Source organism: Ruegeria sp. BB10 (assembly GCF_056535725.1).
The window spans coordinates 1,851,980-1,875,540 of record NZ_JBQFIW010000001.1 but is presented as its reverse complement, the minus strand read 5'-3'; the positions used below and the strand labels follow the sequence as shown (position 1 = coordinate 1,875,540).

The window sequence follows — 23,561 nt, the reverse complement described above, 5'->3', positions numbered from 1 at the left end:
ACCCTGTGTTTGTGTGGGCGTATCCCCTCGCTTGCTCGTCACAACGGCTTCCTGGCGTGATGGGGAAATCTTAATGGAGCACTTTCATGTCCCGACAGAACTACACTTTTACTTCGGAATCCGTATCCGAAGGGCATCCGGATAAGGTTTGTGACCGAATCTCGGATGCTGTACTTGACGCATTTCTGAACGAAGAACCCGAAGCCCGCGTGGCGTGCGAAACCTTTGCGACCACCGACCGTGTCGTCATTGGCGGTGAAGTAGGTCTGTCTGATCAGGAAAAACTGCACGACTATATGGGCCGTATCGACGAGATCGCGCGCGCCTGTATCAAGGATATCGGTTACGAGCAGGACAAATTTCACCATGAAACCGTCGAGGTGACGAACCTGCTGCATGAACAATCCGCCCATATCGCACAGGGTGTGGATGCCTCGGACAACAAGGACGAGGGCGCCGGTGACCAAGGCATCATGTTCGGCTATGCCACCACCGAGACCCCCACGCTGATGCCTGCGCCGATCCAGTATTCCCATGCGATCCTGCGGCGCTTGGCCGAGGTGCGCAAGAACGGGTCTGAGCCCGCGCTGGGCCCGGATGCAAAATCGCAGCTGTCCGTGATCTATCGGGATGGCAAGCCGGTCGGCGTCAGCTCGATCGTGCTGTCGACTCAGCATCTGGATGAGGCGCTGAGCTCGGACGACATCCGCGCCATTGTCGAACCTTATATCACTGAAACCCTGCCCGACGGCTGGCTGAACGCTGATACCGAATGGCACGTAAACCCCACCGGCAAGTTCGTGATTGGCGGACCTGATGGTGACGCCGGTCTGACCGGGCGCAAGATCATCGTGGACACCTATGGCGGTGCCGCACCGCATGGGGGCGGCGCGTTTTCGGGCAAAGACCCGACCAAGGTGGATCGCTCGGCGGCCTACGCTGCGCGCTATCTGGCCAAGAACGTGGTTGCTGCGGGCATGGCAGAGCGCTGCACCATTCAGCTGAGCTATGCGATTGGTGTGTCCAAGCCGCTGTCGATCTACGCGGATACGCATGGAACGGGTCAGGTGGAGAATGCGGATATCGAGAAAGCCGTTGATAAGGTGATGGATCTGACACCGCGCGGTATTCGTGAGCATCTGCAACTGAACAAGCCGATCTACCAGCGTACGGCGGCCTATGGCCACTTTGGTCGTCAGCCTGATGCGGATGGCGGTTTCAGCTGGGAGCGTACGGATCTGACCGACGCTCTGAAGTCGGCAGTCTGACCGTTCCACAATGAAACGGTGCGCCCTTGCGGGCGCGCTCTATTGTAGGAAATGCAATTTGGGGCGGCGTGTCGGCAGAACTGACGCGACCGCCCCTTGCTTTGACCCCGCCTGCGCAGTATGGGCACCGCCATGAGCACCCAGACACCCCAACGCCCCCGCAGAAACTTCTATGGCCGCTTTAAGGGCAAGGCCCTGAAGCAGAGTCAAAAGACGTATCTGAACGAAGACCTCGATGCTTTGTCGCCTGGTGCAGTGGACTGGGACGCGAATCCTGAACGTCATCCGCTGGACCTAAAGGCACTGTTCGGCAGTAAAGATGTCTGGCTTGAGGTCGGCTTTGGCGGTGGTGAGCACCTAGTCCATCAGGCCGCCAGCAACCCCGATATCGGTATCATTGGGGCCGAGCCGTATATCAACGGCGTCGCCATGTTGCTGGGCAAGATCCGCAAGGCCGGGGTCGAAAACCTGGCCGTTCATCCCGGCGATGCGCGGGATTTGTTCGATGTGCTGCCCGAGGCCAGCATTTCACGGGCGTTTCTTTTGTATCCTGACCCATGGCCCAAAACGCGTCATCACCGTCGGCGTTTTGTGACGCAGGAACATCTGGAGCCACTTGCCCGCACGCTAAAGCCCGGTTCGATTTTTCGCGTTGCCACCGACATTCCCGACTACGTCCGCCAGACGTTGGAGGAGGTTCCACGTGCCGGGTTTGAATGGCTGGCCGAACGCCCCGCTGATTGGCGCGAGCCCTGGGATGACTGGATTTCCACCCGCTATGAACAAAAGGCTTTGCGTGAAGGCCGGACGCCACATTACCTGACCTTCCGGCGCAAAGACTGATTGCCGCTGGACCAACCGGCTCCAATTCGCTAATCCGCCTTGAACTGATAGCGAAAACAGGAGCCCCCATGTCCGGACACGGCACGCCCATCCCGATGACCTCGCATCCCTGCGGCCCGCTGACCGGCATGGCAGAAGTGCCCGGTGACAAGTCGATCTCGCACCGGTCGCTGATCCTGGGCGCAATGGCGGTGGGTGAGACCAGAATCTCGGGCCTGCTGGAAGGTGAGGATGTTCTGGACACCGCCAAGGCCATGCGTGCCTTCGGGGCTGAGGTCACGGATCACGGTAACGGTGAATGGAGTGTGCATGGCGTGGGCGTTGGTGGATTTGCCGAGCCCGATCAAGTGATTGACTGCGGCAACTCGGGTACCGGTGTGCGGCTGATCATGGGCGCGATGGCGACCTGCCCGATTTCCGCGACCTTCACGGGTGATGCAAGCCTGAACAAGCGACCGATGGCCCGCGTCACCGATCCACTGGCACTGTTCGGAACGCAATCGGTTGGGCGCTCGGGCGGGCGGCTGCCGATGACCATCGTGGGTGCGGCAGAGCCTGTACCGGTGCGGTATGAGGTGCCGGTGCCGTCGGCGCAGGTGAAATCCGCGGTGCTGCTGGCCGGTCTAAACGCGCCGGGCAAGACCGTTGTGATTGAGAAAGAGGCCACCCGTGACCACTCGGAACGGATGCTGGCCGGTTTCGGGGCCGAAATCACCGTCGAGGATACGGATGAGGGCCGAGTGATCACGCTGACCGGCCGCCCTGAGTTGAAACCGCAGGTCATCGCTGTTCCGCGCGACCCGTCCAGCGCGGCCTTTCCGGTATGTGCGGCACTGATCACGCCGGGCTCGGACGTTTTGGTGCCGGGCATCGGCCTGAACCCGACTCGCGCGGGACTGTTCACCACATTGCGCGAAATGGGCGCGGATCTGACGTACGAAAATGAGCGGGAAGAGGGCGGCGAACCCGTCGCTGATCTGCGCGCGAAATACTCTCCGAATATGAAGGGAATCAATGTGCCGCCCGAACGCGCGGCCTCGATGATCGACGAATATCCTGTGTTGTCTGTGGTTGCGGCCAATGCCAACGGCACCACGATGATGGGCGGCGTGAAAGAGCTGCGCGTCAAGGAAAGCGACCGGATTGACGCCATGGCGCGCGGGTTGCGGGCCAATGGTGTGACCGTGGACGAGGGCGAAGAATGGTGGTCGGTCGAAGGGTTGGGCATCGGTAACGTCCCCGGTGGCGGCACCTGCGAAAGCTATCTTGATCACCGCATTGCCATGTCGTTCATGGTCATGGGGATGGGTGCGAAGTCTCCGGTTTCCGTGGATGACGGTGGGCCAATCGCGACCTCGTTCCCGATTTTCGAGCCGCTGATGGCCGCCCTGGGTGCCAAGGTCGAACGCGCATGAGTTTCACCGTCGCCATCGACGGCCCTGCGGCGGCGGGCAAGGGGACGATCTCGAAAGGGGTGGCGGCGCTGTTCGGTTTTGCGCATCTGGATACGGGGCTGCTGTATCGCGCGGTCGGGCGCCGAACGCTGGACGGGACTGACCCCATCGAGGCGGCGCAGGCATTGACTGCGGAAGAACTGAAACAAGGCGATTTGCGTATGGCCGAGATTGCGCAGGCGGCCTCGAAAGTGGCAGTGATCCCCGAGGTGCGCGCGGCGTTGGTGGATTTCCAGCGCGCCTTTGCCCGTCGGGCAGGGGGGGCTGTGCTGGATGGGCGCGATATCGGAACGGTGATTTGCCCCGAGGCCGAAGTGAAACTGTTTGTTACCGCCAGTGCCGAAGTGCGGGCAGAGCGCCGCTTTTTGGAACTGCGCGCAAAGGGCGCTGATGTGACCCGAGAGTTTGTGCTTGCAGATGTGCGCGAACGCGACGTGCGGGATGCCGAACGCAGTGCTGCGCCGATGAAGCCTGCCGCAGATGCTGTGCTGTTGGATACGTCTGATCTGAGTATCGAAGCTGCTTTGGCCCAGGCCGTAGCTCTTGTCGAAAGCAAACGCCCCGCAACGTCCTAACGCCGCGGGGAGAGGTAATTACAGCTCGCCTACGGCGACGGATTTGATCTGCGCCCACTGATCATCAGCGGTTTTTGCTGTGGCTGGCACGTCTTTCAGAAACGCAGCCCGAGTTTCAGCGTTCAGGAACAGATACAGCTTGCCGTCTGTGACCAGATACTGGTCCGGGTCGCCATCAAATTTCTTGCCGACAGACACGCCGAAGGAACAGAACCCGCCGTGCTGTGGCAGATAGGCGGTGGGGTTGGCCTCGAACGCCTCGAGATTGGCGGCGCTGGTGAAGTAGTACGATGCCCCGTCGTAGGTCGAGGAATGGGTGGCAAACCCTTCGACCGGGTTACCTTCGTTGACCAGGGCCACCAGATCGACGCCATGTGCTGCCAAGGGCGCGCCAGCAGCCGAGATGCCGTTCGAGACATTGATCTCATCCGCTGCAAAGGCCGGTGCGGCGATCAGGGGCAAGGTGGCGATCAGGGTTGTCAGAACCAGAGATTTCATTGTGTTTTCCTTTCCTGTTCAGGTTCGGGTCGGCGGGGGAGCCAACCGCTGAAACAAAGTTAGGGGCAGTGTTTTGAACGGGCTATCGCAGTAAGATCGGCAAACCTTGCAGATCGTTCAAACTTGTGGCGGCGCACGACATACTCTTCACTAAGCTTTGTTTGGTCAGGGTGCAGGCAGGTACCTATTGTAAGGGAGTAGCCTGCAGGAGAGATGCCATGATCCGACTAGCCCTAGTGTTGATTTTTCTGGCCGGAGGTCTGGCGGCCCAAGATGCGCCTGAGACCGAGCCACCGATGGACTATGAACGTCTGGGCAAGATCCTCTTTGCGCTTGATCCCGAGGCACAGCCGCAGGGGCCGGGCTTTGCTTTGACACTGTCGGATGTGCCTGTTCTGGTCGTCACGGATATCAGCACTGATCGCATGCGTGCGATGGTGGCAGTCCGCAGTGCTGATGAACTGTCAAAGGAGGAATTGCACCGAATGATGCAGGCCAATTTCGACACCGCTTTGGATGCGCGCTATGCGATTGCCAACGGAATCGTTTGGGCAACATTCATTCATCCGCTTTCGTCTTTGAAGAAGGATCAACTGATCTCTGGCTTGGCGCAGACAGTGAATATCGCTGCAACTTACGGCACGTCCTACACCGGAGGGGCGATTCAATTTGGTGGCGGTGACAGCAACGAATTGCAGCGACAATTGATCGAAGATCTTCTGAAGAAAGGTGAGGAGATTTGACGAGCGTTCAGGATTCGAGCCTGTGATGATACCTGCCCACCCCTCAGGTCTCAATCCTGTAGGATAGGTCTGAGTTTCCCAGTGTTATAGGCCCTAGCTGGACGCAATAAAGCTGTTATAGTCTTCGATACGCCATAAGGGAAAGCTGCGATCTAAGTCCAAAACACAAAAAATGGGCACGTAGCTATAATATCCCTTGAGCCAACAGGGACAAAAAAACATGAATAATCGTTTGCGCAAGATCACCATCGTCGGTGGCGGCACAGCAGGGTGGATGACCGCGCTGATACTGGAAATGGTGCTTTCACGCACGTCAGCGGAAAAGGATCGCCCTCGCATATGCCTGATCGAGAGCCCCAATATCGCGACAGTGGGTGTGGGCGAGGCGACAGTGCCGCGCATGCCGGTCACGCTCCGTCAGGCGGGTATTTCCGAGCGGGACTTTTTTCGCGAAACCAACGCGTCGTTCAAGCTGGGTGTGAAGTTTTGCAACTGGAACAAGGACCGCAAAGGCAATCGCATCGATTATGTGAACCCCTTTGCGCATGGCCAGTTGTTGGAAGGGTTGGAAACAGCCGAGTATTTCTTGCGCTTTGGCAATGGGGATCGGGATTTTACGCGGTCCATCTCACCACATGATGATCTGGCTCGTCTGTGCAAAGGCGCACGGCAGTTGGGGCAGCCTGAATACGAACAGCGGTTTGGCTATGCTTATCATCTGGATGCTGTGAAATTTGCCGGCATGCTCACCAAAGTCTGCACCAAGCGCGGTGTGGAGCATATTCAAGATGAGGTGAAATCGGTCGAACTGGATGAACAGGGCAATGTCAGCCATCTGATGTTGGAACGCCAGGGCCGCCATGACATCGAGATGGTCATAGACTGCACAGGGTTCCGCGGCTTGATCATCAACCAGGCGCTTGGCGAACCGTTTATGGATTACTCGGACTATTTGCCAAATGATCGTGCCATGGCGTTGCAGATCGAGCATCCCAACCCAAAGAAGATTGAAAGCGTCACGCGCTCGACCGCTCTTGGCGCAGGTTGGACCTGGCGGGTGCCTCTCTATAACCGTGTGGGAACGGGTTATGTGTTCTCATCCGCGCATCGCACGGATGATCAGGCGGCGGATGAATACCTCAAATGGCTGGGTGACAGCGGCAAGGGCGCGACGCCGCGCGTGATCCCCATGCGCATTGGGCGTGTGCGCAATGCCTGGGTTAAGAACTGTTTGGCGATCGGCCTGTCCGGCGGGTTTATTGAACCGCTAGAGAGTACGGCGATACATATGGTCGATCATGCGGTGCGGTGGTTTGCGGAACACTTGCCCACGCGAGACATCGAGCCATCCTTGCGGACGCGGTATAACCGGCAGATGAATAAGCTTTATGATGAGGTTCTGGAGTTCATCTGTCTCCACTATCGATTGGGTAACCGCACTGACGATCAGTATTGGATCGACGCGCGGACAGAGATGAAAATACCGGATCGGTTAGCCGAAAACCTGGAGCTATGGCAGCATCGTCTGCCAATGGAACATGACATCGAATTTGCGACGTTGTTCAACTTTCGCGTTTACCAAACGGTTCTATTGGGTAAACAGGTTTATGATACCGGTTACGGGACCGGCATCCGTGATCGTCTGCGGCCACTAAAGCGACAGATTTGGTTCCAGGGTATGAAGACTGCGAAAGCGCATCTTGCGCAGATCCTCACAAAAATGCCGGATCACAAAATGCTGTTGCATGATATCCGAGGGGAGTTGCAGCGACCAGCATTCGGCAAGACAATGGCGACGAAGCCGACAGTTGCGATGCCGGGCGCGGCGCCATCATCTGTACCGATCCAAAACATGCCGAACTTTGCCGAAATCCAAAGCGGCGCGAAGGATTTGCAACTGTTCTAGACCTTCTTTGCGTTCGCTACAGAGGGCGCTTGAGGTGAAACTGAGGGTGGAGTGTTATATCTCTACCCTCAGAATGGCTCTTTGACGCTCTGGGCGCGCGATTGCGGCGGCACACGTCAGTTCGGGCGCGGTGACCTTCAGCGTGAGCTGATACGAGCTTCTCAAAAGAAGGCGAGGAATTCTGAACTAGAGCGCGGATCCTTCGCGCTGCTTTTCTTGCTCGGACGGGGTTGGAGTGTGGTTGAAGACGAATGCCGTTCGACAGGCTTCTTCTCCGCCCAGCTCGGCAATCTTCTTACGCTGATCCTCAAAGGCACGCGCGTTGACCTCTTCGGGGTCACATATTTCGCGCAGACGGCGTTCGCCTTCGACCAACGCCGCTTGAACTTCGGGGTCGTTAACTCTGTCCGTGGCGCGATTGGTCTGTTCATTCGGGTCCGATGCAAGATCAAATAGTTGGGGGTCATGCCCAACGTAATAGACGTATTTCCACTTATCCCAGCGCACCATAAAGCTGCCGGTTTTTGACCCCCCGTCATGATATTCACTGAACCCGGTTCGGTTGGGATCATCCGGTGCCGTGGCCAGATCGATAAGCGAAACGCCCGGTTGATTGGCATTGCCTGCATCATCGGGAACACCGTAGACGTCCCGTGCGGTTGCTGCAATGTCTGTCAGGTTTGTACAGGTTGAGACTTGCTTGCCGTTGGGAATACCGGGTCCGGCGAGGATCATCGGAACCCCGGCGCTGGCCTCATACATCACCTGTTTGGTCCAGAACCCCTGATCGCCCATCATGTCGCCATGGTCTGAAACATAGACAATGACCGTATTTTCGGCCTGACCACTTTGGGCCAGAGCTGTCAGGATGCGCCCCACGCAATCGTCCATGAAGGATGTTAGCCCGTAGTATGCGGCCTTGGCTTCGCGCATCTTTTGTTCATCAAAATAGTCATCGTAGTTGAAGAACGACGCAATGTTTTGCAGCTCTGCGTGATCAGGTAGGCCGTGGCCATAACCCACCGGCAGGTCCATATCCGCGGGATCATAATGGTCGTACCATTTCTCGGGGCAAGTCAGCGGATAATGCGGGCTGACCAGGGACACAAAGGCGGCCCATGGTGCATCGTGACGTTTCGGATCGGTCAGCCATACCTCAGATGCGGCGGTAATATCCAGATCATAGTCGGTATAGGTGCTGGGCCCGGTGCCGACATCACCCGCCAGTTCGGCGGCTGAAGCATACGCGGGCGGGTTCTCGCGCAGCAGGCCGACGGCCCAACCAATTCCTCCGACGACATGCATGGGAAGTATTTCCTGCGAGAAACCGTTGTCATCCTCGGCCGAGCGAAAATGCAGCTTGCCGATCGAGACGACCTCGCGCCCCGTGTCTCGCAGTTGACGCATCCAACTGCGCGGATGCCCGGCATAGGGTGTCGCGCTGTCCCAGTGACCAGTGGTATGCACCCACTCTCCGGTAGCCAACGCGGCGCGGGTGGGAACGCACATTGGCGACGGTGTATAAGCCGAGGTGAACATCGTACCCCGCGCCGCCAAGGCGTCCAGATTGGGGGTTTTGACGATCGGGTGGCCAGCGCATCCCATCGCGTCCTTACGGTGTTCGTCTGAAATTATGACCAGAAAATTCAAATCGTCTGCTCCTTGATCGCTGGATTGAGCCTAGCATCGTTTCGCCGACGGAGGACTTCAACTTGCGACAACTGGGTCGCTTTCCGGCTTTGACTTGCAGTGCTTCAGCAGACTCGCTATAGAGCACGCGTCTGAACAAGGGCGGTCAACGTCCGGATGACGTATCTGAGCAGGGCCGGGTTACCTCGGCCCTTTGTGTTTGTGTAGTCAGATGCGCCCCGGATCACGCCTGAAGGCATCATGAAACAAGACCGGCGGAAACAACCGCTCGGCCAGTAAAAACGTTATGTAAAGGAAAACAACGCCACATGGCTAACGCATCCATGGAGGAATTCGAAGCCCTCCTGAACGAAAGCTTCGAAATGGACACGCCCGAAGAGGGTTCTGTTGTCAAAGGTAAGGTTCTGGCGATCGAAGCCGGCCAAGCCATCATCGACGTAGGCTACAAAATGGAAGGCCGCGTTGATCTGAAAGAATTCGCAAATCCCGGCGAAGCCCCTGAAATCGCTGTTGGTGACGAGGTAGAAGTTTACCTGCGTGCCGCAGAAAACGCCCGTGGCGAAGCCGTCATCTCGCGCGAGATGGCCCGCCGTGAAGAGGCATGGGACCGTCTGGAAAAAGCATATGCCGACGACCAGCGCGTCGAAGGTGCAATCTTTGGTCGCGTCAAAGGTGGCTTCACCGTCGATCTGGGTGGCGCAGTTGCGTTCCTGCCCGGCTCGCAGGTTGACGTTCGCCCCGTGCGCGACGCTGGCCCGCTGATGGGTCTGAAACAGCCGTTCCAGATTCTAAAAATGGACCGCCGCCGTGGCAACATCGTTGTTTCGCGCCGCGCAATCCTGGAAGAATCGCGTGCCGAGCAGCGTGCCGAAGTCATCGGCAACCTGTCCGAAGGTCAGACCGTCGAGGGTGTCGTCAAGAACATCACCGAATACGGTGCATTTGTTGACCTGGGCGGCGTTGACGGCCTGCTGCACGTCACCGACATGGCATGGCGCCGTGTGAACCACCCGTCCGAGATCCTGACGATCGGCGAAACCATCAAGGTTCAGGTCATCAAGATCAACAAAGAGACCCACCGCATCAGCCTGGGCATGAAACAGCTGCAGGAAGATCCGTGGGATCTGGTTGCTGCCAAGTATCCGCTGGGCTCGGTCCATCAGGGTCGCGTCACCAACATCACCGACTACGGCGCGTTCGTCGAGCTGGAAGCCGGTGTCGAAGGTCTGGTGCACGTGTCCGAGATGTCCTGGACCAAGAAAAACGTCCACCCCGGCAAGATCGTTTCGACCAGCCAGGAAGTCGACGTCATGGTTCTGGAAATCGACGGCGCCAAGCGTCGCGTGTCTCTGGGCCTGAAACAGACTCAGCGCAACCCATGGGAAGTGTTTGCAGAAACACACCCCGAGGGCACCGAGGTCGAAGGCGAAGTCAAGAACATCACCGAATTCGGTCTGTTCATTGGCCTCGAAGGCGACATCGACGGCATGGTTCACCTGTCGGACCTGTCCTGGGACGAGCGTGGCGAGGATGCGATCCAGAACTACCGCAAAGGCGACATGGTTTCAGCCGTTGTCTCGGAAGTTGACGTGGAAAAAGAGCGTATCTCGCTGTCGATCAAAGCCCTGGGCGGTGACAAGTTTGCCGAAGCCGTGGGCGGCGTGAAGCGTGGCTCGATCGTGACCGTCGAAGTGACCGCAATCGAAGATGGCGGCATCGAGGTGGAATACGAAGGCATGAAGTCCTTCATCCGCCGTTCGGACCTGAGCCGTGACCGTGCCGAACAGCGCCCCGAGCGTTTCTCGGTTGGTGACAAGGTCGACGTCCGCGTCACCAACGTCGACAGCAAGACCCGCCGTCTGGGCCTGTCGATCAAAGCACGCGAGATAGCCGAAGAGAAAGAGGCCGTGGAACAGTATGGTTCCTCCGACTCGGGCGCATCGCTGGGCGATATCCTGGGTGCAGCGCTGAAATCGGGCGACTAAGCCCGGGCCTCAGCCTTAGCCGAATTTACGGCCCCGCGTATCCGCGCGGGGCCGTTTTTGTTGCGAATCAATATGTTCCAAAATTTGGGCTTATTCCGGCTGTCGTTCACGCTTTTGCGGTGAATTTCACGCTCGCAAGCAAAAAAACGCGTGACTTGGCGCGAAAATGAAGGCTTTGCACACAGAGTTTACGTTCCCCCGATCACGGTTTTTTCCTATACTGTCCAAATAAATAGAGATGGCTAACCGGTCGCCTGGGAGGGTAACGCTTATGATCCGTTCAGAACTGATTCAGAAAATCGCCGACGAAAACCCGCATCTGTATCAACGCGACGTCGAGCGGATCGTGAATACCGTGTTCGAGGAAGTGACGGATGCCATGGCACGCGGTGACCGCGTAGAGCTACGTGGCTTTGGTGCCTTTTCGGTAAAACAGCGCGACGCGCGCGTTGGCCGCAATCCGCGCACCGGGGAAACTGTTCAGGTCGAAGAAAAATGTGTTCCATTTTTCAAAACTGGCAAGTTGCTAAGGGACCGATTGAACGGTAAAGCCTAGGGCATGATACGCTACCTTCGATATGCTTTTCTGGCGATCCTCGGGATCGTTCTTATCTCCGTCTCGCTGGCCAATCGCGAAACGGTTGAACTGACCCTGATGCCCGAAGCTTTTGCCGAGCTTTTGGGCTTTAACCTCAGCACGTCGCTGCCGCTGTTTGTCGTGGTGCTGGGCGGTGTGGTTGCGGGCCTGATCATCGGTTTCCTGTGGGAATGGCTGCGCGAGCATAAGCATCGCCGTGATGCGACTGCAAAGAAGAGCGAAGTGCGCAAGCTTGAGCGTGAGGTTAAGAAGCTCAAGAAAAAGCAGAACGAAGGTCAGGACGAAGTTCTGGCGCTGTTGGACGAGGCCAGCTGAGGCCCTTTTATGTCTGATGTCTCCGTCAAAATCTGCGGTCTGACCGCCCCTGATCACGTGCGCGCAGCGGTGGATGCTGGCGCACGCTATATCGGGTTTGTCTTCTTTCCCAAATCGCCCCGCCATCTTGAGGTCCCGGCCGCCGCAGAACTGGCCCATTTGGTGCCCGCCGGGGTTGCCAAGGTCGCCCTGACGGTGAATGCGACGGATGAGGAATTAGACCGGATCGTCGCCAATGTACCGCTGGACATGTTGCAACTGCACGGCAAGGAAAGCCCGGATCGGGTGGCCGAGGTTCGCGACCGATTTGGTTTGCCGGTGATGAAGGCTATCGGCGTGGCCGAGGCAGAAGACCTTGCTGCGATTGATCTCTATTCCGAAGTTGCCGACCAGCTGCTGATCGACGCCAAGCCGCCACGTAACGCGGAACTGCCGGGTGGCAATGGTCTGGCGTTTGACTGGCGTCTGTTAGCGGGACGCAAATACTGGCAACGTCCGTGGATGCTGGCCGGGGGGCTGACGCCCAAGAACGTCGCCGAGGCGATCCGCATGACCGGCGCGCGACAGGTGGATGTCTCGTCAGGAGTCGAAGGCGCACCCGGCGTCAAGGATTCGGCATTGGTCCGGGCCTTTATCGACGCGACCCGGTGATCTGATCGGCAAACACCTGCGTATCCCCGATAGGGGAGGACGTAATCATGCTGGCGGCGATCGGCGGAGTTTCATTGAAACGATGGTACTATGGGCCAGAGTTCTTCTGGCGCGCCCGTCAGGCATTGCTACAAGCGCGCGGTGACCCCTTGTGCATGCATGCTGGCGTGTTCCCACACCAGGGGCTGTATTTCTCGCTAAGCGTCTGGCACGACCTCGAAGCCATGTTAACCTTTGCTCAGTCGGGTCCCCACCGCCAGGTCGTTCTAGCGGCCAATCGACTGGCAGATGTGAATCAGTTCTATCACTTTCCCTGTATTGCCGTGCCCAGCAACCAGCAGGCGTTACAGGTTTGGGCACAGCATGTTCAAGCGGCGGAATGATACGTTTTGCCATGGCAAATCCTGTCGTCACCTCCTATGAACAACGGGTACGACGAGGGAGACACCCATGGCCAACGATCTTTTCAATTCCTTCATGTCCGGACCTGACGAAAAGGGCCGTTTCGGCATATTCGGCGGGCGGTTCGTCAGCGAAACGCTGATGCCTCTGATCCTGTCGCTGGAAGAGGAATATGAAAAGGCCAAGGACGATCCCACCTTCTGGGCTGAGATGGACGACCTGTGGGCGAATTATGTGGGCCGCCCGTCACCGCTGTATTTCGCGGAACGCCTGACCGAGCATCTGGGCGGTGCGAAAATCTACCTGAAACGCGATGAGCTGAACCACACCGGCGCGCACAAGATTAACAACGTTCTGGGCCAGATCATTCTGGCGCGACGCATGGGCAAGACCCGGATCATTGCGGAAACCGGGGCAGGGCAGCACGGCGTAGCCACCGCGACTGTCTGCGCCAAATTCGGCCTGAAATGTGTGGTCTACATGGGCGCGCATGACGTGCAGCGTCAGGCTCCGAATGTGTTCCGCATGCGCTTGCTGGGCGCCGAGGTGATTCCGGTGACCTCTGGCCGTGGCACACTGAAAGACGCGATGAACGACGCGCTGCGCGACTGGGTAACCAATGTCCGCGACACGTTCTATTGCATCGGCACCGTCGCTGGTCCGCACCCGTACCCGGCGATGGTCCGGGACTTCCAGTCGATCATTGGCAAGGAAGCCAAGGAACAGATGATGAAGGCCGAAGGTCGTCTGCCCGACACGATCATTGCCGCCATTGGTGGTGGATCGAACGCAATGGGCCTGTTTTACCCGTTCCTCGACGACAAAGACGTCAACATCATTGGCGTTGAGGCCGGCGGCAAAGGTGTGAACGAGAAGATGGAGCACTGCGCCTCGCTGACCGGCGGGCGTCCGGGCGTTTTGCACGGCAATCGCACCTATTTGCTGCAGGATGATGACGGGCAGATTCTGGAAGGCTATTCAATCTCGGCCGGTTTAGATTACCCCGGTATCGGACCCGAGCATTCTTGGCTGCACGACATTGGCCGGGCGAACTATGTATCGATCACTGACAAAGAGGCACTGGAAGCGTTCCAGCTGTGCTGCGCGACCGAGGGCATCATCCCGGCGTTGGAACCCTGCCACGCGCTGGCGCATGTGATGAAAATTGCGCCCGAGCTGCCCAAGGATCACCTGATCTGCATGAACATGTGTGGGCGTGGCGACAAGGACGTACAGACCGTGGCCAAATATCTGAACTTCGACATGTCGGATACCGAAGGCCGCAGCGCAGACTGACCAAGCGGTAAAATTTGAAATTTTTGACAAGAGCGGCGCGCCTGAAACGGGTGTGCCGCTTTGTTTTTGGATACAGGCCTTTTCAAATATTGCGCAACTGGGTAACTTTGTTGCGTGACCGCCACAGGTACGATTTTGACCTTCAGAAATTTATTGAGCGAATCCAGACCTTTCGCCTAAACCCGCCGTTACCGGTCACATCGGGCCGGACCCTAGCGGGCAGAGGTGACCACTCTCTCGGTGCGGACGGCGCTGCCGAAACCGTATGTCAGGGCCGAATCCGGGGATTGGTATGCTTTGTAGCTCAATTGGATAGAGCGGCAGGTTTCCCATCTGTAGGCGAAGGTTCAATTCCTTCCAAAGCTCCAAATGTAGCTCATTCTGGTGAGAGCAATCGACCGCAAATCGATGTGTAACGGGTTCGAATCCCGTCATTTGACAAAGCTGTTAAGTCAGCACCGGCCTTCCACGCCGGCCCGTGAAAACGGTCCAAAATCATAAGGGTCCGGGTGTTCCCCAGCAGGGGCGACACCGCGCAACGTCAGGCTTTGGCCGGGCGGGGCAAGGGTCTTCGCTGCTCTGGCTTTGTGCCGGAGGGCAGATGACGGTGTCGTCGGATCGGTGCCCCGCTTAGCCATTAGGGCGAGGCGGCGCATCGGTTCCGCGCCCCTCTCTCTGACCCTCCCGCGCAGGGACATGGCGCGGGGGATGCCCGGATCTTTCCTGCCTTCAACTGAAGGCTTCACAACTGTCACCCGTTCGGGGTGCAACCCACTGAAAACATGAAAAGGAGTTCGCATTTGCGACGACGATAGAGCGAGACGAAAAGGAGAAATGACATGACACTGTTCCAAGATCTGATTGACCGGCTGACCGGTCATCACCGGGTAACCCTGACCGAGACCCAGCGAATGCTGGTCCTGCGCAACGGGGTGTTCGATGCAATCCTGGGTGCCGGGAAACACCGGTTGCCGCGCAAGGATGTACTGACCGAGCTGCACGATCTGGAGAATCTCTTTTTCGTGTCACCCTATGAGCGGGCGCTGATGCAGAACCGGCCTGAACTGGCCGCCACGCATCTGACCGAGTTCCGGGCCGGGCCTGACGAAGTTCTGGTTCTGCTGCGGGATGGGGTGCCTGTTCGGGTACTGAACCCCGAAGCACGAGCGCTTGTCTGGAAGGACGCAGGGCCATGGAAGGTCGAACATCACGCTCTGACCGAGACCATGACTGTGCCCAAAGTGACGGCTCAGCGGTTGGTTCGGGCCGGGCTGCGGCTGAACCTGACGCAGGTCGAGGTTGCCGAAGGGCATACCGGGTTGCTGACGGTTGACGGGGTGCTGGTGGATCAACTGAACCCCGGGGCGCATGCCTTCTGGAAAGTGGGGCGGAAAGTCGAGGTCAAGCAAATCGACCTTCGGCAACGGACCCATGAGGTGACAGGGCAAGAGATCCTGACCAAGGACCGGGTAACCATCCGGGTCAACTTGTCTGCCGACTACCGGGTCGTTGATCCGGTCACGGCGGTGGGGGCGGTCAAGGATTTCGATCAGGCCTTGCACCGGGCGCTGCAACTGGCGTTCCGGAAGACCTTGGGGGCGATGACGCTGGACCGGCTGCTCGCCGAGAAGGTGACCGTCGACACCGAAGCCGCGGATCGGGTGCGGACACAAATGGCCGGGATCGGTATCGAAGTGGGGGAGATTGCGTTGAAAGACGTCATCCTGCCCGGTGAGATGCGGGAGATCCTGACCGCCGTGGTCGCCGCCGAGAAACAGGCTGAGGCCAACGTCATCCGGCGGCGGGAAGAAACCAACGCCACGCGGTCTCTGCTGAACACCGCAAAGGTGATGGCGGAAAACCCGGTGATGCTGCGGTTGAAAGAGCTGGAAGCTCTGGAAACCATCGCCGGGAAGGTCGAACGGCTGACGGTCCATAACGGGACCGAAGGGCTGATGTCCGACCTCGTCAAACTGCGGGAGTAATCCCGAATAAGGGCCGGTCCGGGGTTTTCCGGGCCGGTCCGTCTATTCAGAAGCGGCGTTTTCTTTCAGAAGGCGCAGCGGAACGATCTCAAGCGCCCTCTGATGGGTCGCCTCAAGATGCACCTTCGGGGCGCAGCCTTCGTCATGGGCCTGCAGAAAGCGTGCTGCGCATAGGCACCAACGGTCACCTGGGTTCAGGCCCGGAAAATTGAACTCGGGGCGCGGGGTGCTCAGGTCGTTTCCGACATATTTTGAAAAGGCCAGAAATTCAGCCGTCATCACCGCGCAAACTGTGTGGCTGCCCTGATCCTCAGGGCAGGTGTTGCAGGCCCCGTCACGAAAAAAACCGGTCAGCGGATCACGGGAACAGGGACTGAGCACACCGCCCAAAACGTTGATACTGTCTTGTTTTTGCATGAGACCACTTTACAGGCTTTGAGCGATCTTGCGGAACATTTCTACGTTTGCCTCGTTAATCCCGGGATCGCGGAACTTGCGATCTGCCCCGGTTGTGACGATCAATACGCCGCGCGGTTGGTCGAAATAGATATACTGACCGTAAACGCCACGGGCCAGAAACTCGCCCTCATGCGCGCCAAGAGGGATCCACCATTGATAGCCATAGCCAATTTTGCCAGGTGCGGTTGGGGCGCTGGGCAGGACGGATTCGGCGATCCAGTCCGCAGGTACAAGCTGCTGCCCGTCATGCACGCCGTTTTGCAGGATCATCTGACCAAAGCGCGCAAAATCGCGCGTAGTGAAGTTCAATCCGCCCAGCACAAACGCAACTCCAGCACCGTCGGTCACGTAATATCCGTCGTGTTCTAGGCCTAAGGGCTGAATGATCTTTTCGACCAGCAAATCTGTCACACTGCGCCCGGTGGCCCCGCGGATCACCATGCCTAGGACATGTGTGTCAATCGACACGTATTGCCAGGTCTCGCCCGGCGTGGCGAACGTATCCTGCAGTGAGGCCGCGAAATCGTCCAACTCTCCGCCCAAGGCGATGACACGACCCATTCGGTTGATGTCCGAATTGGGGTCGAAATAATCCTCATCGAAAGTAACTCCGCTGGCCATGTTCAACACATTGCGGATCGACGCGCCGTCATAAGCGGTGCCCTCCAACTGCGGCGCATATTTCACCACGGGATCGTCCAGCGAGTCGATTGCGCCCTCGGCCAACAGGATGCCGAAAAGCGCGGACAGATAGCTTTTGGCCACCGACCACGAAATCCGGCGATCCTCGGGCGTGGTGCCCAGATAGTATTCTTCGAACCGGATTTGCCCGTCCTGCATCACCAGAAGAGAGGTGACAGCGCGATCTTCGATCCACGCATCGGTATCCTCGGGCAGATCAAAGCCGGGTCCGTAAGGCAATTCCCAGGTCGGCCCGTCGCCACGGGGCAAGTCGACCGTCAGGAAAGCGTCGTTCATATGAGAGAAGTTGTGAACGATCTTTTCCTCGGAAAACAACGAGTTCACGGCCATAAGGCGTTGCAGTTCTTCGCGTTTCCAGAACCCGACAACGACCGCTGCCAGCACCAGCATCAACACGATGCGCAGCACCCATTTCAACATAGATCTCATATGTGGCCTCCCCGATCCATGCTGCATTGGAACGCGCCAAAAGCCGTTGTGCAATTGGGACGTTGCGGCAAGGTCACCCGTCTTATTTGAACTTGTCCAGTAGCTTCTGCATGGCCGAGCGCGTATCGACCTCTGGTTTTGCAGCACGTTTGGCGGTTGCTTTGGGCGCTTCGGCCGGTGACTTTGACGACCGGGGCGGGGCTGTGCGTAGGGCGACGGCGTTCATGAACTTGCCGCCATCCCCGTCGGCCAGATAGCCTGCACCGTCCGACACGCCGCGCAACACGTCGTCAAGCCAGTCAGCGTCGGCCTTGGCAAAGTCGCCCAGAACGTAAGGAGAGACCATTTCCTTCCGGCCCGGATGCCCGATCCCCAGCCGTACTCGATCATAGGCGGGGCTGATATGTTCGTGGATTGAACGTAGCCCGTTGTGCCCGGCATGCCCGCCGCCCGCCTTGACGCGCACCTTGCCGGGGGCGAGGTCCAGCTCATCATGAAAGATCGTCACATCGGTCGAGTCGAGCTTGTAAAACCGCATCGCCTCACCCACTGACTGACCAGAACGGTTCATGAAAGTCTGCGGTTTGATCAGCAGTACCTTTTCGCCGCCTAACCGACCTTCGGAGATCTCGGCCTGAAACTTGGATTTCCACGGGCCAAAGCGGTGATCCTCGGCAATGCGATCAACAGCCATAAAGCCGATATTGTGCCGGTTGCGGGCGTATTTAGACCCCGGGTTCCCCAATCCGACAAACAATTTCATAGTCTCGTCCTTGTGCATTGCAACATGTGCAGGTGGTTGATGACACGGAATGCCACCGGTTTTCCAGCCCATGTGCGCCAAAAGAAAACGGGGCCCGATCAAGGCCCCGTTTCCAAATCCGAATTGTTGGGTCCGGACTTATTCTTCTGCTTCTTCCTGGCCGACGACTTCAACTTCGTCAACTGCCACTTCTTCGCCTTCTTCCTCATCGTCGTCGGTCGCCAGACCGGTCGGTGCCGAAACGTTCGCAATCACGAAGTCACGGTCGATGGTCGGCTTAGTGCCTGCGGGCAGGTCCACGGCCGAGATGGTGACAACGTCGTTGATCTCCATGCCGGTTACATCGACGATGATCTTCTCAGGAATGTCACCTGCGGTACACATCAGTTCGACTTCCGGACGGACAACGGTCAGAACGCCGCCCTTTTTGATGCCGGGTGCTTCTTCTTCGTTGATGAACTCAACTGGGATGAACAGCGCGATCTTAGTGGTCCGACGCAGGCGCATCAGGTCCAGGTGGGTCGGCAGGTCTTTGACAACGTCACGCTGAACGTCGCGGCAGATGACACGAACGTCTTCGTGGCCTTCAACCTTCAGGTTCCACAGGGTCGACTTGAACCGGCCTGCTTTCAGGCGCTTGAACAGGACGTTGAACGGGATCTGAATCGGCAGCGGCTCTTTATCGCCACCAAAAACAATGCCCGGAACCATGCCGTCGCGGCGTGCTTGACGAGCGGCGCCCTTGCCTGTCCCCGTCCGTTCCAGAGCTACGAGATCAGGAATCTCTCCAGCCATGATAAATTCTCCAATGTTAGGGCGGGCATCCTCCAAGGCTGTATGCCCGCGTGAAGCCGCGTCCTTATCTCGATTCATTGGGTTTGGAAAGGGGTTCACCCGAATAATTTTTAGCGAGGCTCTGCCTCGCGCTCCGAGGTATTTTGGGCCAGATGAACAGGGGGTTCCAAGTTCATCTGGCCTCAATGACACAGTGGAGGCGGCCGTAAAGTCCGCAGCCCAGCCGCGGGTCAGCTCGCAGTTGGTGTATTTTGCCAGAGGCCGCCGAAATCCTCGGGGATCAGCAGATTGTGACGTCCCAAATCGCCAACATTGCGTTCGCCACATAGCGCCATGGTTGTGTCCAGTTCCTTTTGAATGACGTCCAGCGCAGTGGTGACACCTTTCTGACCCATCGCACCCAGCCCATAGACAAAGGCGCGACCGACATAGGTGCCCTTGGCCCCCAGAGCCAGCGCCTTCAGCACGTCCTGACCCGAGCGGATTCCACTGTCCAAATGAACCTCGATGTCACCGCCGACGGCATCCATGATCTGCGGCAGCATGCGAATAGAGCTGAGCGCACCGTCCAACTGACGCCCGCCGTGATTTGAGACGATAATGGCATCGGCCCCCAATTTCGCGGCCATTTTGGCGTCTTCGGCATCCAGAATACCCTTGAGGATGACCTTGCCGCCCCATTGCTTCATCAGCTTTTCGACCTTGGCCCAGTCGAGGCTGGGGTCGAACTGTTCAGCCGTCCACGCACCTAGGGACGACGCATCCGAGATACCCTCGACATGGCCGACGATGTTGCCAAACTCGCGCCGTTTCGCCCCCAGCATTTCGATGCCCCAGGACCACTTGGTCATCAGGTTCGCAATCGTTTTCGCGGTCAGTTTTGGCGGTGCAGACAGGCCGTTTTTCAAATCCTTGTGCCGTTGGCCCAGAATCTGCAAATCCAGCGTGATGACCAGGGCCGAGCATTTCGCATCTTTGGCCCGTTGGATCAGGCGGCTGACATAGTCCTGATCCTTCATAGTATAAAGCTGAAACCAGAACGGTTTTGACGTGTGCTCGGCCACATCCTCGATTGAATTAATCGACATGGTAGACAGGGTAAAAGGCACACCGAATTCCTCGGCGGCTTTGGCGGCCTTCATTTCGCCGTCCGCGTGCTGCATGCCCGTCAATCCAACCGGCGCCAGCGCGACCGGCATCGCCACATCTTCACCGATCATCTGCGAAGCGGTGGATCGTCCCGCCATATCCACGGCCACCCGTTGACGCAGGCGGATCTCCGAGAAATCCGAACTGTTGTCGCGAAACGTTTGTTCGGTCCAACTACCGCTTTCGGCATAGTCGTAGAACATCCGAGGCACCCGTCGTTCATAGATACGTCGAAGATCTTCGATAGTGGTGATTATGGGCATGAGGCAGCGCCTTTGATTGGTCGGTCAGGTAGTTCTACTGGCGCAACATCAAGGGCGCAATTGGCTGAGGCGCGAAAAAAACTGCAGCAGGCCGGAGGCTTGCTGCGGTTTTGTTTATTGGATCTTGTGATTGGTCGATCAGGCAGAATGGGCGCCGTCGGATAGTGTTTTCACAAAGTCCAGAACCTCGGCCACGGGCTTTCCTGCTCCGATCTGGCTGACAATGGCCGAGCCGACAACCGCGCCGTCGGCAACGCTGGCGATGGCCTTGGATTTCTCGGGTGTGTTGATGCCAAAGCCCACGATCACGGGCAGGTCGGTCGCGGATTTGATCCGGGCCACTTCGGGGCCGACATTCGTGGCTTGCGCTTCGGCAGCGCCGGTGATGCCGGTGATCGAGACGTAATAGACAAAGCCCGAAGTATTCTGCAGAACGCGGGGCAGGCGTTTGTCATCGGTGGTCGGCGTCGCCAGGCGGATAAAATTCAGACCGGCGGCCTGGGCCGGCAGGCACAGTTCCTCATCTTCTTCTGGCGGCAGGTCGACGACAATCAGACCGTCGATACCGGCAGCTTGCGCATCGGCCAGAAAGGTGTCCACGCCGCGGCTGTAGATCGGATTGAAATAACCCATCATAACAATCGGAGTGGTGTCGTCGGTTTCACGGAAGGCGCGGGCCAGATCCAGTGTCCGCTGCAAGGTCATGCCACTGTCCAATGCCCGTTGCCCTGCGGCCTGAATGGTCGGGCCATCCGCCATGGGATCGGTGAACGGCAAGCCCAGCTCAATCACATCCACACCAGCGCCCGGCAGGCCCTTGACCACCTCAAGCGAAGTTTCATAGTCGGGGTCCCCCGCCATAATATAGGCGACAAAAGCCTTTTTCCCTTCGGCCTTCAGGGCGGCGAACTTGGCGTCGATACGGGTCATCGGATGTCCTTGCAGTCAGGTTTGGACCTGATGTGCAGAAACTTTGCGCGAAAATCAATCCCGGTCCCGCGGGATACCGTCAGAATGCGAAATGATATCGCACCAGCGCCGAATTAACACCCGGGTTGTCATCCTGTGTGCTGGCGTTGGATTTGTGGGTGATTGCCAAGGACACTTTGTTACCACTTTCTAAGGTGTATCCGAGACCCAACAGGGTGCGAATCTGGAACTCTCCCCCAAGATCGTTGCGGCCTTCGCCCTCTGAGAAATACCCCGGCATGACACTGCCTTCGACGAACCAACGCTCGGCAAACCCGTAGGTTCCGATAAGGCCGATACCGATATGAATATCACCTGCGGTATCCACAGTCAGGGCACTACCCCATGTTGCGGAAAAACGGGAGGCCTGGTGAAAGGGGCTGTGCTGATATTCGAGTGAGAACACAGCCTCGTCCTCGGATTGGCTTTCCGAGAAATCTGAAAATCCTGCGCCAAAGACAAGGGATTGAGCTTGCGCTGCTGGTGCGGCCAAAAGCAGCGCCAAAATTGCAGAGGTAAACTTCATATTACACATTCACTATATGTTTGTTTGCAACACCTTACGTGGTGATCTTAGTGTGCCAATTTCAATCCGGGCAAGTTCACGAATGACGAACGATTTCGTGATGTTGTAAATTGGTCTTTTCCTCGTTTCCGCAGTCTGGCTTGCGCATTGATCCGGACCTGCATAGAAGCACCTCTCGAATGGCATCAGGAGGCCGCTATGGGCTTTAAAATGGGAATCGTGGGTCTGCCGAATGTGGGCAAGTCGACCCTCTTTAACGCGCTGACCAAAACCGCAGCCGCTCAGGCGGCAAATTTCCCGTTCTGCACCATTGAGCCCAATGTGGGGGACGTGGCCGTGCCTGATGACCGGTTGGACAAACTGGCGGCGATTGCCAGCTCTAAGCAGATCATCCCAACACGGATGACCTTTGTGGACATCGCCGGTCTGGTTAAAGGCGCGTCCAAGGGTGAAGGGCTGGGCAACCAGTTTCTGGCCAATATTCGCGAGACCGACGCCATCGCCCATGTGCTGCGCTGTTTCGAAGATGGTGACGTGACCCATGTGGACGGCCGCGTCGACCCCGTGGCCGATGCCGACACGATCGAGACGGAACTGATGCTGGCCGATCTGGAAAGCATCGAAAAGCGCCGCGCCAATCTGGTGCGCAAGCTGAAAGGCAACGACAAGGAAGCACAGCAGCAGGAACGCTTGCTGGCCGAGGCGCAGGCGATGCTGGAAAATGGCAAACCGGCGCGTCTGGTTGAGGTCTCGGACGAAGACGCCAAAGCGTGGAAGATGTTGCAACTGCTGACCACCAAACCAGTGCTATACGTTTGCAACGTGTCCGAAGAAGAAGCAGCTGACGGCAATGAATACTCTGCGAAAGTCGCCGAGATGGCCGCGGCGCAGGGCAATGCCCATGTCATCATCAGCGCCAAGATCGAAGAAGAGATCAGCCTGTTGGAAGAAGACGAAGCGCAGATGTTCCTGGAAGAGATGGGTTTGGAGGAACCCGGCCTCGACCGTCTGATCAAAGCTGGTTACGACCTGTTGAAGCTTGAGACTTATTTCACCGTCGGCCCGAAAGAGGCCCGCGCCTGGACCATCCGCACAGGCACCGCCGCACCACAGGCTGCTGGTGTGATCCATGGCGACTTCGAAAAAGGCTTTATCCGCGCCGAGACCATCGCTTATGACGACTTTATCTCGGCAAATGGCGAACAGGGCGCGAAAGAGGCCGGCAAGATGCGGGCTGAGGGCAAGGGCTACATCGTCAAGGACGGCGACGTAATGCACTTCTTGTTCAACACCTAAGAGGTCTCTGTGTGCCCGGTCCATCAGAGACTGGGTGCATT

At 57.8% G+C, this 23,561-nt stretch carries 23 protein-coding genes, 1 tRNA gene and 1 riboswitch; of the genes, 15 read left to right on the top strand and 9 right to left on the bottom strand.

Annotated features, from left to right (window positions below):
• The first annotated feature begins 32 nt into the window (after positions 1 to 32).
• Positions 33 to 81, top strand: a riboswitch (SAM-SAH riboswitch).
• A 5-nt stretch (positions 82 to 86) separates the two neighbouring features.
• The 4 genes from metK to ACR3EP_RS09490 all read left to right on the top strand — a co-directional run bounded on the left by metK (position 87) and on the right by ACR3EP_RS09490 (position 4,140).
• Positions 87 to 1,268: a methionine adenosyltransferase gene (metK, locus tag ACR3EP_RS09505; protein WP_480637485.1), complete on the top strand. Its 1,182-nt coding sequence runs from the start codon at positions 87 to 89 to the stop codon at positions 1,266 to 1,268.
• A gap of 132 nt (positions 1,269 to 1,400) precedes the next feature.
• Positions 1,401 to 2,111: a tRNA (guanine(46)-N(7))-methyltransferase TrmB gene (gene trmB, locus ACR3EP_RS09500; protein WP_480637483.1), complete on the top strand. Its 711-nt coding sequence runs from the start codon at positions 1,401 to 1,403 to the stop codon at positions 2,109 to 2,111.
• Between the two features lie 68 nt (positions 2,112 to 2,179).
• Positions 2,180 to 3,526, top strand: coding sequence for a 3-phosphoshikimate 1-carboxyvinyltransferase (aroA, locus tag ACR3EP_RS09495; RefSeq protein ID WP_425081432.1), 1,347 nt, complete (start codon positions 2,180 to 2,182; stop codon positions 3,524 to 3,526).
• Entirely contained in the window at positions 3,523 to 4,140 is a 618-nt protein-coding gene (locus ACR3EP_RS09490; RefSeq protein WP_480637481.1) for a (d)CMP kinase, read from the top strand. The genes aroA and ACR3EP_RS09490 overlap by 4 nt, the downstream gene beginning before the upstream one ends.
• An 18-nt stretch (positions 4,141 to 4,158) precedes the next feature.
• Here ACR3EP_RS09490 and ACR3EP_RS09485 read toward each other — a convergent pair whose 3' ends face one another.
• Entirely contained in the window at positions 4,159 to 4,638 is a 480-nt protein-coding gene (locus ACR3EP_RS09485; RefSeq protein ID WP_170351763.1) for a YHS domain-containing (seleno)protein, read from the bottom strand.
• 218 nt (positions 4,639 to 4,856) lie between these two features.
• On the opposite strand from ACR3EP_RS09485, the gene ACR3EP_RS09480 reads away from it, so the two are divergent.
• Positions 4,857 to 5,381, top strand: coding sequence for a hypothetical protein (locus ACR3EP_RS09480; RefSeq protein WP_170378974.1), 525 nt, complete (start codon positions 4,857 to 4,859; stop codon positions 5,379 to 5,381).
• A gap of 220 nt (positions 5,382 to 5,601) precedes the next feature.
• Positions 5,602 to 7,287, top strand: a complete 1,686-nt coding sequence (locus ACR3EP_RS09475; RefSeq protein WP_170414147.1) for a tryptophan halogenase family protein — start codon at positions 5,602 to 5,604, stop codon at positions 7,285 to 7,287.
• Between the two features lie 186 nt (positions 7,288 to 7,473).
• On the opposite strand, the gene ACR3EP_RS09470 is transcribed toward ACR3EP_RS09475, so the two are convergent.
• Complete coding sequence (locus tag ACR3EP_RS09470; RefSeq protein ID WP_480637479.1) at positions 7,474 to 8,937, bottom strand: sulfatase family protein; 1,464 nt, start codon at positions 8,935 to 8,937, stop codon at positions 7,474 to 7,476.
• 308 nt (positions 8,938 to 9,245) lie between these two features.
• Here ACR3EP_RS09470 and rpsA point away from each other — a divergent pair, with 308 nt between their 5' ends.
• From rpsA to ACR3EP_RS09430, 8 genes are all read left to right on the top strand, one after another.
• Positions 9,246 to 10,922 carry a 30S ribosomal protein S1 gene (gene rpsA / locus ACR3EP_RS09465; protein WP_010438032.1) on the top strand — a complete coding sequence of 559 codons (1,677 nt, stop codon included), beginning with the start codon at positions 9,246 to 9,248 and terminating at the stop codon, positions 10,920 to 10,922.
• A gap of 271 nt (positions 10,923 to 11,193) precedes the next feature.
• Positions 11,194 to 11,478 carry an integration host factor subunit beta gene (ihfB, locus tag ACR3EP_RS09460; protein ID WP_037310872.1) on the top strand — a complete coding sequence of 95 codons (285 nt, stop codon included), beginning with the start codon at positions 11,194 to 11,196 and terminating at the stop codon, positions 11,476 to 11,478.
• Between the two features lie 3 nt (positions 11,479 to 11,481).
• Positions 11,482 to 11,835 (top strand): lipopolysaccharide assembly protein LapA domain-containing protein, encoded by a 354-nt coding sequence (locus tag ACR3EP_RS09455; RefSeq protein WP_170351760.1) that lies wholly within the window; start codon positions 11,482 to 11,484, stop codon positions 11,833 to 11,835.
• 9 nt (positions 11,836 to 11,844) lie between these two features.
• Positions 11,845 to 12,486, top strand: coding sequence for a phosphoribosylanthranilate isomerase (locus ACR3EP_RS09450; RefSeq protein WP_170351759.1), 642 nt, complete (start codon positions 11,845 to 11,847; stop codon positions 12,484 to 12,486).
• Positions 12,487 to 12,533: 47 nt separating this feature from the next.
• A complete protein-coding gene (locus tag ACR3EP_RS09445; RefSeq protein ID WP_170351758.1) occupies positions 12,534 to 12,869 on the top strand; it encodes a hypothetical protein in 336 nt (111 codons plus the stop codon).
• 67 nt (positions 12,870 to 12,936) lie between these two features.
• Positions 12,937 to 14,184: a tryptophan synthase subunit beta gene (gene trpB, locus ACR3EP_RS09440; protein WP_480637476.1), complete on the top strand. Its 1,248-nt coding sequence runs from the start codon at positions 12,937 to 12,939 to the stop codon at positions 14,182 to 14,184.
• A gap of 365 nt (positions 14,185 to 14,549) precedes the next feature.
• A tRNA-Cys gene (locus tag ACR3EP_RS09435) sits at positions 14,550 to 14,624 on the top strand.
• Between the two features lie 399 nt (positions 14,625 to 15,023).
• Positions 15,024 to 16,169, top strand: a complete 1,146-nt coding sequence (locus tag ACR3EP_RS09430; protein ID WP_480637474.1) for a slipin family protein — start codon at positions 15,024 to 15,026, stop codon at positions 16,167 to 16,169.
• A gap of 42 nt (positions 16,170 to 16,211) precedes the next feature.
• Here ACR3EP_RS09430 and ACR3EP_RS09425 read toward each other — a convergent pair whose 3' ends face one another.
• The 7 genes from ACR3EP_RS09425 to ACR3EP_RS09395 form a co-directional block, all read right to left on the bottom strand.
• Positions 16,212 to 16,586, bottom strand: coding sequence for a DUF2237 family protein (locus ACR3EP_RS09425; protein WP_480637472.1), 375 nt, complete (start codon positions 16,584 to 16,586; stop codon positions 16,212 to 16,214).
• Positions 16,587 to 16,595: 9 nt separating this feature from the next.
• Complete coding sequence (locus tag ACR3EP_RS09420; protein WP_480637471.1) at positions 16,596 to 17,759, bottom strand: serine hydrolase domain-containing protein; 1,164 nt, start codon at positions 17,757 to 17,759, stop codon at positions 16,596 to 16,598.
• An 82-nt stretch (positions 17,760 to 17,841) separates the two neighbouring features.
• Positions 17,842 to 18,522 carry an aminoacyl-tRNA hydrolase gene (gene pth, locus ACR3EP_RS09415; RefSeq protein WP_480637470.1) on the bottom strand — a complete coding sequence of 227 codons (681 nt, stop codon included), beginning with the start codon at positions 18,520 to 18,522 and terminating at the stop codon, positions 17,842 to 17,844.
• A gap of 138 nt (positions 18,523 to 18,660) precedes the next feature.
• Entirely contained in the window at positions 18,661 to 19,317 is a 657-nt protein-coding gene (locus ACR3EP_RS09410) for a 50S ribosomal protein L25/general stress protein Ctc (RefSeq protein WP_170351752.1), read from the bottom strand.
• 230 nt (positions 19,318 to 19,547) lie between these two features.
• Positions 19,548 to 20,729 (bottom strand): alpha-hydroxy acid oxidase, encoded by a 1,182-nt coding sequence (locus ACR3EP_RS09405; protein WP_480637468.1) that lies wholly within the window; start codon positions 20,727 to 20,729, stop codon positions 19,548 to 19,550.
• Between the two features lie 138 nt (positions 20,730 to 20,867).
• Positions 20,868 to 21,659, bottom strand: a complete 792-nt coding sequence (gene trpA, locus ACR3EP_RS09400; protein WP_480637466.1) for a tryptophan synthase subunit alpha — start codon at positions 21,657 to 21,659, stop codon at positions 20,868 to 20,870.
• Positions 21,660 to 21,738: 79 nt separating this feature from the next.
• Positions 21,739 to 22,224, bottom strand: a complete 486-nt coding sequence (locus ACR3EP_RS09395; protein WP_170399185.1) for an acyloxyacyl hydrolase — start codon at positions 22,222 to 22,224, stop codon at positions 21,739 to 21,741.
• Between the two features lie 198 nt (positions 22,225 to 22,422).
• Between ACR3EP_RS09395 and ychF the strand changes: the two genes are divergently transcribed.
• A complete protein-coding gene (ychF, locus tag ACR3EP_RS09390) occupies positions 22,423 to 23,520 on the top strand; it encodes a redox-regulated ATPase YchF (RefSeq protein WP_170399188.1) in 1,098 nt (365 codons plus the stop codon).
• The last annotated feature ends 41 nt before the right edge of the window (positions 23,521 to 23,561 follow it).

Excerpts from the sequence above, each read along its gene's own strand:
- metK (WP_480637485.1), top strand. The coding sequence starts at position 87 with ATGTCCCGACAGAACTACACTTTTACTTCGGAATCCGTATCCGAAGGG.
- trmB (WP_480637483.1), top strand. The coding sequence starts at position 1,401 with ATGAGCACCCAGACACCCCAACGCCCCCGCAGAAACTTCTATGGCCGC.
- aroA (WP_425081432.1), top strand. The coding sequence starts at position 2,180 with ATGTCCGGACACGGCACGCCCATCCCGATGACCTCGCATCCCTGCGGC.
- ACR3EP_RS09490 (WP_480637481.1), top strand. The coding sequence starts at position 3,523 with ATGAGTTTCACCGTCGCCATCGACGGCCCTGCGGCGGCGGGCAAGGGG.
- ACR3EP_RS09485 (WP_170351763.1), bottom strand. The coding sequence starts at position 4,638 with ATGAAATCTCTGGTTCTGACAACCCTGATCGCCACCTTGCCCCTGATC.
- ACR3EP_RS09480 (WP_170378974.1), top strand. The coding sequence starts at position 4,857 with ATGATCCGACTAGCCCTAGTGTTGATTTTTCTGGCCGGAGGTCTGGCG.
- ACR3EP_RS09475 (WP_170414147.1), top strand. The coding sequence starts at position 5,602 with ATGAATAATCGTTTGCGCAAGATCACCATCGTCGGTGGCGGCACAGCA.
- rpsA (WP_010438032.1), top strand. The coding sequence starts at position 9,246 with ATGGCTAACGCATCCATGGAGGAATTCGAAGCCCTCCTGAACGAAAGC.
- ihfB (WP_037310872.1), top strand. The coding sequence starts at position 11,194 with ATGATCCGTTCAGAACTGATTCAGAAAATCGCCGACGAAAACCCGCAT.
- ACR3EP_RS09455 (WP_170351760.1), top strand. The coding sequence starts at position 11,482 with ATGATACGCTACCTTCGATATGCTTTTCTGGCGATCCTCGGGATCGTT.
- ACR3EP_RS09450 (WP_170351759.1), top strand. The coding sequence starts at position 11,845 with ATGTCTGATGTCTCCGTCAAAATCTGCGGTCTGACCGCCCCTGATCAC.
- ACR3EP_RS09445 (WP_170351758.1), top strand. The coding sequence starts at position 12,534 with ATGCTGGCGGCGATCGGCGGAGTTTCATTGAAACGATGGTACTATGGG.
- trpB (WP_480637476.1), top strand. The coding sequence starts at position 12,937 with ATGGCCAACGATCTTTTCAATTCCTTCATGTCCGGACCTGACGAAAAG.
- ACR3EP_RS09430 (WP_480637474.1), top strand. The coding sequence starts at position 15,024 with ATGACACTGTTCCAAGATCTGATTGACCGGCTGACCGGTCATCACCGG.
- ACR3EP_RS09425 (WP_480637472.1), bottom strand. The coding sequence starts at position 16,586 with ATGCAAAAACAAGACAGTATCAACGTTTTGGGCGGTGTGCTCAGTCCC.
- ACR3EP_RS09420 (WP_480637471.1), bottom strand. The coding sequence starts at position 17,759 with ATGAGATCTATGTTGAAATGGGTGCTGCGCATCGTGTTGATGCTGGTG.
- pth (WP_480637470.1), bottom strand. The coding sequence starts at position 18,522 with ATGAAATTGTTTGTCGGATTGGGGAACCCGGGGTCTAAATACGCCCGC.
- ACR3EP_RS09410 (WP_170351752.1), bottom strand. The coding sequence starts at position 19,317 with ATGGCTGGAGAGATTCCTGATCTCGTAGCTCTGGAACGGACGGGGACA.
- ACR3EP_RS09405 (WP_480637468.1), bottom strand. The coding sequence starts at position 20,729 with ATGCCCATAATCACCACTATCGAAGATCTTCGACGTATCTATGAACGA.
- trpA (WP_480637466.1), bottom strand. The coding sequence starts at position 21,659 with ATGACCCGTATCGACGCCAAGTTCGCCGCCCTGAAGGCCGAAGGGAAA.
- ACR3EP_RS09395 (WP_170399185.1), bottom strand. The coding sequence starts at position 22,224 with ATGAAGTTTACCTCTGCAATTTTGGCGCTGCTTTTGGCCGCACCAGCA.
- ychF (WP_170399188.1), top strand. The coding sequence starts at position 22,423 with ATGGGCTTTAAAATGGGAATCGTGGGTCTGCCGAATGTGGGCAAGTCG.